Source organism: Streptomyces boluensis, from assembly GCF_009908195.1.
Lineage (GTDB): Bacteria > Actinomycetota > Actinomycetes > Streptomycetales > Streptomycetaceae > Streptomyces > Streptomyces boluensis.
The window spans coordinates 16445-29250 of record NZ_JAAAHS010000047.1; the positions used below are offsets into that span (position 1 = coordinate 16445).

Here is a 12806-nt window from a genome sequence, read left to right on the forward strand (position 1 = left end):
AGGCGAGGACCAGCGGACAGAGGCCGTGACGGGGGATCGCAGCCTGGCAGGGCCATGGCAAGGAGGACGGGCGGGGCCGGGCGGTAACCTGGTTCGCGTTGATTCCCGCCTGTCTCGCGACGAACGACGCGAAGAAGTGGAAGAGAAAAGATGCACCGGTACAGGTCACACACATGCGGCGAGCTCCGCGCCTCCGACGTCGGCAGTGACGTCCGGCTGAGCGGCTGGCTGCACAATCGCCGGGACCTGGGCGGCATCCTCTTCATCGACCTGCGCGACCACTACGGCCTGGTCCAGCTGGTCGCCCGCCCCGACACCCCCGGCTTCGAGGCGCTCGACAAGCTCTCCAAGGAGACCGTCGTCCGCATCGACGGCAAGGTCATCTCGCGCGGCGCCGAGAACGTCAACCCCGAGCTCGCCACCGGTGAGATCGAGGTCGAGGTCGGCGAGGTCGAGGTCCTGGGCGCGGCCCAGCAGCTCCCGTTCCAGATCAACCAGGACGACGGCGTGGGCGAGGAGCGCCGCCTGGAGTACCGCTTCCTGGACCTGCGCCGCGAGCGCATGCACCGCAACATCATGCTGCGCAGCGCCGTGATCGCCTCGATCCGCTCGAAGATGGTCGCGCTCGGCTTCAACGAGATGGCGACCCCGATCCTCACGGCCACCTCGCCGGAGGGCGCCCGCGACTTCGTCGTCCCGTCCCGCCTGAACCCGGGCAAGTTCTACGCGCTCCCGCAGGCGCCGCAGCAGTTCAAGCAGCTGCTGATGATCTCCGGCTTCGACCGGTACTTCCAGATCGCGCCCTGCTTCCGCGACGAGGACGCCCGCGCCGACCGCTCGCCGGGCGAGTTCTACCAGCTCGACGTCGAGATGAGCTTCGTCGAGCAGGAGGACGTCTTCCAGCCGATCGAGAAGCTCATGACCGAGCTGTTCGAGGAGTTCGGCGGCGGCCGCCACGTCACCTCGCCGTTCCCGCGCATCCCGTTCCGCGAGTCGATGCTGAAGTACGGCAACGACAAGCCGGACCTGCGCGCCCGGCTCGAACTGGTCGACATCACCGACGTGTTCGAGGGCTCCGAGTTCAAGGCCTTCGCCGGCAAGCACGTGCGCGCGCTGCCGGTGCCGGACACGGCCTCGCAGTCCCGCAAGTTCTTCGACGGCCTCGGTGAGTACGCGGTCGAGCACGGCGCCAAGGGCCTGGCCTGGGTGCGCGTCGCCGAGGACGGTTCGCTGACCGGCCCGATCGCCAAGTTCCTCACCGACGAGAACGTCAAGGTGCTGACCGAGCGCCTCGGCCTCGTCCCCGGCCACGCCGTGTTCTTCGGCGCGGGCGAGTTCGACGAGGTCTCGAAGATCATGAGCGCCGTCCGCGTCGAGGCCGCCAAGCGTGCCGGGCACTTCGAGGAGGGCGTGTTCCGCTTCGCCTGGATCGTGGACTTCCCGATGTACGAGAAGGACGAGGACACCGGCCGGATCGACTTCTCCCACAACCCCTTCACGATGCCCCAGGGCGGCATGAAGGACCTGGAGGAGAAGGACCCGCTCGACATCCTCGGCTGGCAGTACGACATCGTCTGCAACGGCATCGAGCTGTCCTCCGGCGCGATCCGGAACCACGAGCCCGACATCATGCTGAAGGCCTTCGAGATCGCGGGCTACGACCGTGAGACCGTCGAGGCCGAGTTCGCGGGCATGCTCCGCGCGTTCCGCTTCGGCGCCCCGCCGCACGGCGGCATCGCCCCCGGCGTGGACCGCATCGTGATGCTCCTCGCGGACGAGCCGAACATCCGCGAGACCATCGCCTTCCCCCTGAACCAGAACGCTCAGGACCTGATGATGGGCGCTCCGACGGAGCTGGACGAGTCCCGCCTGCGGGAGCTCAACATCAGCCTGCGGAAGCCGGTTTCGGAGAAGTGACGCGGTAGCGCGTACGACGAAAGGGCCCGGAACCACACGGTTCCGGGCCCTTTCGCGTGCGCTCACGCGGCGGGCGCCTGCGGGAGTACGGGCGGCTGCCCCGAGGTCCAGACGGCCTCGACGGACATCCGGCTGATGCGCCAGCCCGCGGGGGTGCGGCGCAGCTCGGTGTCTTGACGCCCTCACTTGCCCGAGGGCAGGTGATTCCGGTCCGTACCGCTACGCGGTACCACCGCGGGTTCCTGTTTCACAGGCCGCTGCCGACCGGTGAAGGTCGGTCTTACGTGGCCTCCGCAGGCCTGACTTCCCGCCCGTCCGGCGGTAGGTCGGACCACTTAGCTTCTTCCCTCAACCACACTTCAGGTCAAGGCCGTTCAGTGGGCCGAGCTGTACGCGGTGAGCACCACCAGGACGACCGTGCAGGCCGCCGCCGTGCCGAGCACCCAGGAGGCGGTGCGCCGCCGACGGCGGGGGTTCGCCGGACTCGCGGCGTTCTTCCCGTACTCGGGCCGCTTCACCTTCTTCGCCTTGTTCGGCTTCGCGGCGGGCGGTGGCTCCGTGGCCACGGTGATGTCGGCGAGCAACCGGCGGCAGACCGCGGCCAGTTCATGCGTACCGCTCGCCAGGGGTACGACGGCCTCGGTGCGGGCCGGTGCCGTCGTACCGCCGTCCAGGATGCGGCCCGCGCGGATCAGGACCTCGCCGCGCGTACCCGCGGCCGCGAGGCTGATCCAGCGCTCCACGTGCTCGCCCCGGATGACGACGCCACCGGTGCGCTCGCGGTAGACGGTGTGCCGCTGCCAGAGAACAGCCGCCAACTGCCGTGCAGTTGAATGAAGTTGTGCGCTCAAGGCCCCCCCTTGATCGAACGTGATCGAACGGGTCGATCAAGCGCAGCACTGTACCAAGAGGGGCCGACAAGCTCGGCGGGCTACTCCGCGGTGCCGCCGAAGCGCTCCTTGTACGCCTCCAGGTCGTCGTCCGTGAGCTTCGCGAACAGCACCGGCGGGACTGTGAACGGGGTGCCGGCCGGGACCGCGTCCAGGGCGCGGGCCTCGTCGGCGGTGACCCAGGTGGCGGTGTCGTCCGGGAGCGCGAACGCGGCGCGCATCGTGGCCGCCGAGGACGGGATGAACGGCTCGGACACCACCGCGTACAGGTGGATCAGGTTCATCGCCGTACGCAGCGTCAGCGCGGCGGCTTCAGGGTCCTGCTTGATCTCCAGCCACGGGGCCTTCTCCTCCAGGTAGGAGTTGCCCGCCGACCACAGGGCGCGCAGCGCGGCCGCGGCCTTGCGGAACTGGAGGGCCTCCATCTGGGCCTCGTACTCGGCGAGGAGAGTGGAGATCTCGGCGCCCAGCTTCGTCTCCGCCTCCCCGGCCTCCGCACCCGCCGGGACCTCCTCGCCGAAGCGCTTCTTGGAGAAGGACAGGACGCGGTTGACGAAGTTGCCGAGGGTGTCGGCCAGGTCCTTGTTGACCGTCGCCGTGAAGTGCTCCCAGGTGAACGACGAGTCGTCGGACTCCGGGGCGTTGGCGATCAGGAAGTAGCGCCAGTAGTCGGCCGGCAGGATCTCCAGGGCCTGGTCGGTGAAGACGCCGCGCTTCTGCGAGGTGGAGAACTTTCCGCCGTAGTACGTCAGCCAGTTGAACGCCTTGACGTAGTCGACCTTCTTCCACGGCTCGCGCACGCCGAGCTCCGTGGCCGGGAACATCACCGTGTGGAACGGGACGTTGTCCTTCGCCATGAACTCCGTGTACCGCACGTCGGCGGCGCCCTCGGGCTCGTACCACCACGACTTCCAGTCGCGGGTCTCACCGTCAGGGGCGGCGTCCGCCCACTCCTTCGTCGCGCCGATGTACTCGATCGGGGCGTCGAACCAGACGTAGAACACCTTGCCCTCGGCGGCGAGTTCGGGCCAGGTGTCCGCCGGGACCGGGACGCCCCAGTCCAGGTCACGGGTGATCGCGCGGTCGTGCAGGCCCTCGGTCAGCCACTTGCGGGCGATGGACGCGGCCAGGTGCGGCCACTCGTCCTCGTGCGCCGCGACCCACTCCTCGACCTCGTGCTGCAGCTTCGACTGCAGCAGGAAGAGGTGCTTGGTCTCGCGGACCTCGAGCTCGGTGGAACCGGAGATCGCGGAGCGCGGCGCGATCAGGTCCGTGGGGTCCAGGACGCGGGTGCAGTTCTCGCACTGGTCGCCGCGCGCCTTGTCGTACCCGCAGTGCGGGCAGGTGCCCTCCACGTACCGGTCCGGCAGGAAGCGGCCGTCCGCGGGGGAGTACACCTGGCGGATCGCGCGCTCCTCGATGAAGCCGTTCTCCTTCAGCTTGCGCGCGAAGTGCTGGGTGAGCTCGGCGTTCTCCGGGGACGAGCTGCGGCCGAAGTGGTCGAAGGCCAGACCGAAGCCGTCGTACACCGCCTTCTGCGCGTCGTGCGCGTGCGCGCAGAACTCGGCGACCGGCAGGCCCCGCTCCTTGGCGGCCAGCTCGGCGGGGGTGCCGTGCTCGTCGGTGGCGCAGATGTAGAGGACGTCGTGGCCACGCTGGCGGAGGTACCGGGAGTACACGTCCGCCGGGAGCATGGACCCCACCATGTTGCCCAGGTGCTTGATCCCGTTGATGTACGGAAGGGCGCTGGTGATGAGGTGTCGAGCCATCGCGGGCTGCTCCCAAGTCGCTACGAAGAGTGACGGTTGACGTCTACGGAACCTTGAAATCGTAGCCGACAGCGAGCAGCCGCCCGCCCCGAGTTTCCGGGGCGGGCGGCTGTCTGCCGGGTCGGCTGCGGTCAGGGGCGCACGGCCGGCTGCCAGCTCGCGAGCAGGCCCGCGTACAGCTGGGCGTCGGTGAGCTCCTTCGGCACCGGGCCCGCGTGGAAGAACGCGGCGTTGCCGACGGTCTCGTCCGCGTCCAGCTTGCGCAGGAAGTCGAAGGCCTTCGCGTCCTGCTCACCGAACGCGACGAACTGGAAGAACAGGTTCTCCGGCGCCTCGGCGATCGCCTTCGTCGCGGCGGTCTTCACCTCGGGGGCGCCGTCCGTCTGGAACACCACCAGGGCGGGGCCCGACGGGTTCGCGGACTCCTTGTGCAGCCGGACGACCTCGTCGACGGCTACGTGGTAGTTCGTACGTCCCATCCGGCCGCACTCGGCGTGCAGCTGGTCGACGTGGCCGTCGTACGCGTCCAGGGCGAGGGTGCCGGTGCCGTCGATCTCGGTCGAGAAGAAGACGACGCCGACGGTGGCGTCCTCGTCCAGGTGCGCGGCGAGGGCGAGGGTCTGCTCGCCGAGGTTCTGGGCGGAGCCGTCCTTGTAGTACGGACGCATCGAGCCGGAGCGGTCCAGTACGAGGTAGACGGAGGCTCGTGCCCCCGTCAGCTCCCTCTTCTTGAGCGCGGCTCCGGCGGCTTTGTGCGCTGCGGTGAGGGTGGGGGCGGTGGCCTTCACCCTTGCCGGGGTGGTGGCGGGCTTGCCGGGCTTCTCGCCTGCGGCGGGCTCCGGGGTCGGTTCCGGTTCGGCAACCGGGGCTGCGGCTTGCGCCGGCTCCGGCTGGGGTTCCGGTTCTTCGGCGGGTGCGGGTTCGTTGTCCTGCACCCGGTCTTCGACCGGGTCATCGTTCCCACCCGCAGTCACCCGTGCGGGTTCGACGTCAGGTGTCGGGTCTGCCTGTGAGGCTTCCTCGACGTCGGCGACTGCGGGTTCGTCCGCTGCTTCCGGCTCCGCCGGTTCCGCCGGTTCCGCCGGTTCCGCTTCCGCGACGGGCTCCGCCAGGGCGGGCTCGGCCTCGGCCTCGGGCACAGCCTCCGGTTCCGGGTCACTTTGCTCGGAGGCTTCCGCCTCGTCGGCCTCGTCAGCCGGCGGTGCCGCGCCCAAGGTCGGGTTGTCGAAGGCCGCGGACACCAGATCGTCCACCGGCTCCGCCGCAGGCGTCGGCACCGTAGCCGTCGGCTCGGGCTCCGGCTCCGCCGCAGGCTCCGGCACCGTAGCTGTAGCCGTCGGCTCGGGCTCCGGCTTCGGCTCGGGCTCCGGTTCCCGGGAAGGTTCCGGGATGGCCACCTCGACCACCGGAGGCGCTGCCTCCGTCGCCGGTGCGGGCACCGTGACCTCGGGTTCGGCCGGGGGTGCCGAGTCTTGCGACCGGCGTCCGAACGCATTCCGCAAGCGATCCAGAAGGCCCATGTGCGCAACCCTTCGCGTGAGTTGATTCCGTAACCCCTGGCCAGGGCGGACACGTAAGGTTAGCCGCCGCTGGAAGCGATCTTCGCGAGGGTCGGGTGTGCGCACCGCGCCACCACACACCCGGCGTCAACTTTCCTCCGTGCGCCCGGGGTTCACCCCATGTTCACCCCTCAGCCGCCGCTCTGCTGGTCTACGCGCCTAACGTCACGGCCGAAATCATTCCGATCATTCCGACACGGTGTCGGCGCGGGGCGCGCCGAAGTACGGGCCCAGAAGGCCATATGGAGGGAATCGTGCGCAAACTGCTGCCGCTCATCACCAATCAGAAGGCAGGCTCGCACCCCGGCGGCCGCTCCGCCCTCACCTGCCGCTTCCGCTGCGGCGACGCCTGCTTCCACCCCACCCCCAACACCAGCGACAACGCGTACGTGGGCGATGTGATCGCCGGTGCGCTGAGCCGCCGTTCGATGATCCGCGCGGCCGCCGTGGTGACCGTCGCGGGGGCCGCCGGTGCGGCGACCGTTTCCGGCCAGGGCGGCGGAGCGCGGGCGGTCGCGGCCGAGCAGGGCGGGCAGGGCGCACCCGTACCGGCAAAGGGCACCGGCAGGTCCGCGCGCGGCCTCCGCTTCGGGGCCGTCGCGCCCAACACCGCGGACCAGGTGACCGTGCCGGAGGGTTACCGCCAGAACGTGGTGATCCGCTGGGGCGAGCCGATCCTGCGCGGCGCCCCGGACTTCGACCCGGAGAACCAGACCGCGAAGGCCCAGGCCGGTCAGTTCGGGTACAACAACGACTTCCTGTCGCTGCTGCCCCTCGGTGACGGCCGCCAGGTGCTCGTGTCCAACCACGAGTACACCGACGAGGTGCTGATGTTCCGGGGGTACGACCCGGAGAACCCCACCCGTGAGCAGGTGGAGATCGCCTGGGCCGCGCACGGTCTCGGCGTCGTCGTGGTCGAGGAGGAGCGCCGTACCGGCAAGCTCACCGCCGTCACCCGGCACGGGCTCAACCGCCGGATCACCGCGACCACCGAGTTCCGGCTGCAGGGCCCGGCCGCCGGGTCCGACCTGGTGAAGACGTCCGCCGACCCGACCGGCACGAAGGTCCTCGGCACCCTCAACAACTGCTCCGGCGGCACCACCCCGTGGGGCACGACGCTGCACGGCGAGGAGAACGTCGACCAGTACTTCGCCAACGGCACCCGCGCGACCGACAAGCGCTACGGCCTCAAGCCCGGCGCCACCGAGCGCAAGTGGGAGCGGTTCGACCAGCGCTTCGACGTGGCCGAGGAGCCGAACGAGATCCACCGCTTCGGCTATGTCGTCGAACTCGACCCGTACGACCCGGAGTCGACGCCGGTGAAGCACTCTGCGCTCGGCCGCTTCAAGCACGAGGGCGCCTCGATCGCGCTGACCCCGGACGGCCGCCCGGTCGCGTACAGCGGTGACGACTCGAAGTTCGAGTACTTCTACAAGTTCGTCAGCAGCAAGCGGATGCGGACGGGGAAGTCCGCCGCGGACCGCGAGCACAACATGACGCTGCTCGACGAGGGCACGCTGTACGTCGCCAAGGTGACCGGTGACTCCCCGGCCGCGGAGATCGACGGCAGCGGGAAGCACCCGCAGGACGGGCAGTTCGACGGCAGCGGCACCTGGATCCCGCTGGCCACGGCCACCGCGGACGGAGCCGAGTCGCACGTCGAGGGCATGTCCGCGGAGGAGGTCTTCGTCTTCACGCGGATCGCCGCCGACAAGGCCGGCGCCACCAAGATGGACCGCCCCGAGGACATCGAGCCCTCGCCGCGCACCGGCAAGGTGTACCTGGCGCTCACCAACAACTCCGAGCGCGGTACGGACGGCAAGGCCCCGGCCGACGAGGCCAACCCGCGCAACGCCAACAAGCACGGCGCGGTCCTCGAACTCACCGAGAACGGCGACAACCCGGCGGCGACCGGCTTCGGCTGGCTGCTGTTCCTGGTCGCGGGCGACCCGAAGGACCCGGCCACGTACTTCGGCGGCTTCCCCAAGGACCAGGTCTCGCCGATCTCCTGCCCGGACAACGTCACGTTCGACCCGCACGGCAACCTGTGGATCTCCACCGACGGTGCCCAACTCGGCTCGCACGACGGCCTGTTCGGGGTCGCCACCAGCGGTGCGTACCGCGGTCAGCTGAAGCAGTTCCTCACCATGCCGACCGGTGCGGAGACCTGTGGCCCGCTGGTGCAGGGCCGCCGCGTGCTTGTGGCCGTGCAGCACCCGGGCGAGATCGACGGGGCCTCCGTCGAGAAGCCCGCCTCGTCGTGGCCGGACGGACCGGGCAGGATCGTGCGCCCGTCGGTCGTCTCGGTCTGGCGCGAGGACGGCTCCGACATCGGCGTCTGAGACCAGCCAGGGGGTCGGGGAGGTCAGGCGGCCTGGGGGTGGCGGCGCAGCCATGCGCGGTACTCGGCGGACTCCCCGGCCGCCTCCCAGTACGCCGCCTCCAGGTCCGCGTACGCCCGGCCGAGCTCCGCCTCCGTACGGCCCACCAGGAGCAGCCGTACGCCCAGGGGGTCCCCTTCGAGCGGGCGTACCGCCATGTCGGGGCGGCCGCGTGAGGTGGGCTGGCAGACCGTGACCACGTCGCCGGTCGCGACCAGGGTGGCCGCCGTGAGGTAGTCCCCGTGCAGGATCCGGGGGGTGAGCCCGGCCTCGCGCAGCATCCTGAGCAGTCCGGAGCGCTCGCCGTCCACGGTCGGGTCGATCATCCACTGGTCGCCCGCCAGGTCGGCGAGCCGCACCGTGGTGCGCGCGGCTGCCGGATGGTCCGCGGCGAGTGAGACGAACTGCGGTTCGCGTTCCATCAGGACGCGGTGGGCGAGCCCAGGCGGCAGGTGCAGCGGGCTGCCCTCCACCTCGTGCACGAAGGCCACGTCCAACTGCCCGTCGGCGACCAGGCGGACCAGCGCGTCCGCCGACACGTCCGTCTGGATGGACGGCCTGGCCTGCGCGTGCCGGGCCCGCAGGCGGCGCAGCCAGCCGGGGATGGCGCGGCTCGCGGTGGAGCCGATCCGCAGGTCGGGTCCGTCGTCCGCGCGCGCTGCCGCCGCCCTTGCCTCTGCCACGAGTTCCCGCATCTCGGTGACCAGCGGGCGGGCCCGGCTGAGCAGCACCCGGCCGAGCGGCGTGGGGCGGCAGCCGGTGCGTTCGCGGGCGAAGAGGCGGCCGCCGAGCGAGTCCTCGATCCGGCGGAGCTGGGTGGTCAACGACGGTTGGCTCATGCCGAGTTGGCGAGCGGCCTTGTGCAGGCTGCCGGTGTCGGCGATGGCGCACACGGCGCGGAGGTGTCGAACCTCAAGCTCCATGCGGTGAGCGTAGGACTGCCTCAGGGATCACACCAGACTCTTAAACCCCCATAGATAGGGCCAAGTTGGTCTGATGTTCGACCGGTGATAGCCCGGTGTTATCGCCGACTGCCATCATCCCGCGGGCTCCGAACTACCCGAAACTCACGGGTGACCGCTCGCCCCACACGAGTAGGAGCCCCCCATGCGACTCACCAAGTCGGCGCTCTCGGCCGCCATCGGCCTTGGTCTGGCCACTGCCGCACTCGGCGCGGCGCCGGCGTCCGCCGTGACCGACGTACCCTCCGCGCCCTCCTCCGTACCCTCGTACGTCGCGTACGAGAAGTCCGGTGAGAACGCCGCCGCCAACAAGGCGTTCTTCGAGGCCGTGCGGAAGGCGGTGGCGGAGAAGCGGGCCAAGAACCCCGGCGCGGAGTCCGTGACCGTCACGTACAGCGCCGCGAACGCGCCCACCTTCAAGGCCCAGATAGACAAGAGCACCCAGATCTGGAACAGCTCGGTCAAGAACGTGCAGCTGCAGGAGGGCTCCGGCGGGGACTTCGAGTACCGCGAGGGCAACGACCCGCGCGGCTCGTACGCCTCCACGGACGGGCACGGGAAGGGCTACATCTTCCTGGACTACGCGCAGAACGAGGAGTACGACTCCACCCGCGTCACCGCGCACGAGACCGGTCACGTGCTCGGTCTGCCGGACCACTACGAGGGCCCGTGCACCGAGCTGATGTCCGGCGGCGGCCCCGGCCCGTCCTGCACCAACTCGCAGCCCGACGCCAACGAGACGGCCCAGGTCGAGCAGTTGTGGCAGAACGGCCTGACGACGGGACTCGCCAAGGCGCACTGACGCCACCAGGACCCCGGGTAGCGCACAGATACCCGCCCGTATCCCGGGTACCGCACAGGTACTTGGAACCAGAACCCCGGGTGCCGCACCGGTACCCGGCCGCCGCGCCGCTCCCCGCCCCACCGGGGGACGGCCCCGAGACGAGATAGTTCGACCCCCATGTCGAGCGAGCCACCCCCCACCCGTACGGACCGCTCCCCCGGACCGTACGGCTCGCTCAGCCGGAGGGCAGGCGCAGGATCGTGCGTGCCCCGCCCTCCGGCGCGTTCGTGAACAGCACATCCACGCCGAGCACCTGGGCCTGACCGAGCGCGATGGTCAGGCCCAGGCCGTGTCCGCGGCCCCGTCCCGGATCGCCGGTACGGAACCGCTGCGGCCCCTGCTCGATCAGCTCCCGCGGATAGCCGTCACCGTGGTCCCGCACCTCGATCCGCGGCCCGTCGACAGTCACCTCGACGGGCGGGCGGCCGTGCCGGTGCGCGTTGGCGATCAGGTTCGCGAGGATCCGGTCGAGGCGGCGCCGGTCCGTCTCCACCACCGCGTCCTGCCGTACGTGTACGTCGGCGGCCAGGCCCGTGCCGCGTACCGCCCGTTCCACCAGCGGGCCGAGCTCGCAGCGGGTGAGCTCGGCGTGCTCGGCGCCCGCGTCCAGGCGGGAGATCTCCAGCAGGTCCTCGGTCAGTGAACGCAGCGCTTGCAGCCGGTCGTTGATCATCTCCTTGGGCCGGCCCTCCGGCAGCAGCCCGGCCGCGGCGACCATGCCGGTCAGCGGGGTGCGCAGCTCGTGCGCCACATCGGCGGTGAACCGCTTCTCCGTCTCCAGGCGCGACTGCAGCGACGCCGCCATCGAGTCGAGCGCGCCCGCCACGTCCCGCACCTCGTCCCGGCCGCCGCGCCCGCCGCGGCCCGGCGCCATCCCGACCCGCGCGTCCAGGTCGCCCTCGGAGATCCGCCGCGCCACCTGCGCCGTACCGCTGAGCCGACGGCTGATCCCGGTGGCCAGGAAGATCCCGGCGAGCGTGACCAGACCGGCGGCGAGCAGCGCGGAGCCGAGGATCGCGGTGTCGATCGCCTCAAGCCGGTCACGGGTGCCGCCGTACCCCGACCAGACCGCGAGTGGGCGGCCGTCGGCGGGCGCGGCCGCCCACATCACGGGCTCGCCGCGGCGGCTGCCCACCATGGAGCCCCACTCGCCTCCGGCCACCAACTCCTTCAGCGGGCCCGGGAGTTCGGCCGGGTCTAGCTCGATCCGGTCGCCGCTGGTGGAGGTGCCGTACTCGTACCCCGCGACGGCGTCGTCGAGCTGCTTGTGGATCTCCTTGCGGACCTCGTTCACGGTCTGCCGGGCCACCACGTTGTGCACCAGGACGCCGAGCACGGCCGCGACCGCGCAGGACACCGCGGTCACGGTGAGGGCGATCTTCCAGCGCAGGCTCACCGGCCCGCCCGCGGGCAGGGGCTCGCGCCGGGCTCGCGGTCCCGGCACTCGTCGAGGCTCAGGTCGTCAAGGGCCATGGCGCCCTTCCCGTCCCACACGTAGTCCGAGACGCTCACATAGACCGGGTTGCTGGTGGGTTCGCGTACGGCCAGGTGTCCGGCGGCGACCTCGACGCCCTCCAGGACGGCCCGCCGCGCCAGGACCCGGGTGACCCGGCGGTCCTCGACCGTGTAGACCCGCAGTTCGCTGGTGCGGCCGTCGACGTCCACGGCGGTGATCAGCTCGCTCAGCCCGTCGCCGGTCAGATCGTGCAGCACCGGCGGCCGTACGGGGCAGCCGTCCCCGCAGTCCGCGAGCCGCCGTACCGCCCGCTGGTCGACGAGCCGTCCGGTGCCGCCGTCGCGCGCGCCCGCGTCGGCGATGTCGGCCTTCAGTACGGCCGTGGCGTCGGCGTCCCGCATGTCACCGGACGCGACTTCGGGCACGCCCGGCACGACCGCGGCCTTCCCGAGCGAGGTCCCGGGGGCGGCGGGCGAGGGCGTGATGTCTTTCCACAGCGTGAGCGGCGCGGTCACCCCGTCGAGCCGCCCGTCGCTGCGCAGGCCTTCGACGTCGGCACACCCGGTGAGGGCGCCGGTCCCGACGAGCACGAGTGCGGTTGCCGCGCTCAGGACTGCGGTACGTCGACGGCGAGCACGTTCGCTCCTCGATGCCATGCGTCCATCGTGGCGAGGGTGGGGGGAGGGGTCTTGGTGGCTGGGCCGTACGGGGCAATGGGTTCCGGTTGTTTCGGCTGACGTTGTCTCACCTGTAGGTCCATGCACATGCCAAACTGAAGGGCTTGGTGCTTCATCGGTTTCGCGCTTCATTGGCTTCGCGCTTCATCGGTTTCGGCTTGCTCCGACGCAAGGGAGTTCCGCGTGCCCGATTCTCCGAATGCTCCGGGGGGCGGTGAGGCGGGTGCGCCCGTGCCTGTGACTCCGCCGGTGGCTCCGCCTGCGGCTCCGCCGGTGAGCGTGACGCCGGCTGTACCGAGCACTCCCGTACCTACCGCTCCCGTACCGAGCACCCCTGCACCTGTCTCTTAT

Annotated in this window: 9 protein-coding genes; 3 read left to right on the forward strand and 6 right to left on the reverse strand. The window is 70.7% G+C overall.

All coding sequences use genetic code 11. The features are described 5' to 3' along the window. Nucleotides 1-150: 150 nt before the first annotated feature. Nucleotides 151-1917, forward strand: a complete 1767-nt coding sequence (gene aspS, locus GUY60_RS09335; protein ID WP_161695801.1) for an aspartate--tRNA ligase — start codon at nt 151-153, stop codon at nt 1915-1917. Between the two features lie 374 nt (nt 1918-2291). On the opposite strand, the gene GUY60_RS09340 is transcribed toward aspS, so the two are convergent. The 3 genes from GUY60_RS09340 to GUY60_RS09350 all read right to left on the reverse strand — a co-directional run bounded on the left by GUY60_RS09340 (nt 2292) and on the right by GUY60_RS09350 (nt 5898). Beyond that, entirely contained in the window at nt 2292-2768 is a 477-nt protein-coding gene (locus GUY60_RS09340) for a hypothetical protein (protein WP_161695803.1), read from the reverse strand. Nucleotides 2769-2848: 80 nt separating this feature from the next. Next, entirely contained in the window at nt 2849-4576 is a 1728-nt protein-coding gene (gene metG / locus GUY60_RS09345; protein WP_161695805.1) for a methionine--tRNA ligase, read from the reverse strand. 131 nt (nt 4577-4707) lie between these two features. Next, the gene (locus GUY60_RS09350; RefSeq protein ID WP_312866233.1) at nt 4708-5898 is read right to left on the reverse strand and encodes a VWA domain-containing protein; all 1191 of its coding nucleotides are present in this window, start codon (nt 5896-5898) and stop codon (nt 4708-4710) included. 491 nt (nt 5899-6389) lie between these two features. Here GUY60_RS09350 and GUY60_RS09355 point away from each other — a divergent pair, with 491 nt between their 5' ends. Beyond that, nucleotides 6390-8477 (forward strand): PhoX family protein, encoded by a 2088-nt coding sequence (locus tag GUY60_RS09355; RefSeq protein ID WP_161695808.1) that lies wholly within the window; start codon nt 6390-6392, stop codon nt 8475-8477. Nucleotides 8478-8500: 23 nt separating this feature from the next. Here GUY60_RS09355 and GUY60_RS09360 read toward each other — a convergent pair whose 3' ends face one another. Then, entirely contained in the window at nt 8501-9439 is a 939-nt protein-coding gene (locus tag GUY60_RS09360) for a LysR family transcriptional regulator (protein ID WP_161695811.1), read from the reverse strand. A gap of 184 nt (nt 9440-9623) precedes the next feature. On the opposite strand from GUY60_RS09360, the gene snpA reads away from it, so the two are divergent. Continuing rightward, nucleotides 9624-10280, forward strand: coding sequence for a snapalysin (gene snpA, locus GUY60_RS09365; protein WP_161695813.1), 657 nt, complete (start codon nt 9624-9626; stop codon nt 10278-10280). Between the two features lie 217 nt (nt 10281-10497). Here snpA and GUY60_RS09370 read toward each other — a convergent pair whose 3' ends face one another. Both GUY60_RS09370 and GUY60_RS09375 read right to left on the reverse strand, forming a co-directional pair. Beyond that, on the reverse strand, nt 10498-11766 hold the full coding sequence (locus GUY60_RS09370) for an ATP-binding protein (protein ID WP_312866234.1): 1269 nt from the start codon (nt 11764-11766) through the stop codon (nt 10498-10500). Further along, nucleotides 11715-12434: a hypothetical protein gene (locus GUY60_RS09375; RefSeq protein WP_246234573.1), complete on the reverse strand. Its 720-nt coding sequence runs from the start codon at nt 12432-12434 to the stop codon at nt 11715-11717. The genes GUY60_RS09370 and GUY60_RS09375 overlap by 52 nt, the downstream gene beginning before the upstream one ends. Between the last annotated feature and the right edge of the window lie 372 nt (nt 12435-12806).

What these genes read in the sequence shown, in the direction of transcription:
- metG (WP_161695805.1), bottom strand. Translation starts at nt 4,576, where the DNA reads ATGGCTCGACACCTCATCACCAGCGCCCTTCCGTACATCAACGGGATC.
- GUY60_RS09360 (WP_161695811.1), bottom strand. Translation starts at nt 9,439, where the DNA reads ATGGAGCTTGAGGTTCGACACCTCCGCGCCGTGTGCGCCATCGCCGAC.
- snpA (WP_161695813.1), top strand. Translation starts at nt 9,624, where the DNA reads ATGCGACTCACCAAGTCGGCGCTCTCGGCCGCCATCGGCCTTGGTCTG.
- aspS (WP_161695801.1), top strand. Translation starts at nt 151, where the DNA reads ATGCACCGGTACAGGTCACACACATGCGGCGAGCTCCGCGCCTCCGAC.
- GUY60_RS09375 (WP_246234573.1), bottom strand. Translation starts at nt 12,434, where the DNA reads ATGGCATCGAGGAGCGAACGTGCTCGCCGTCGACGTACCGCAGTCCTG.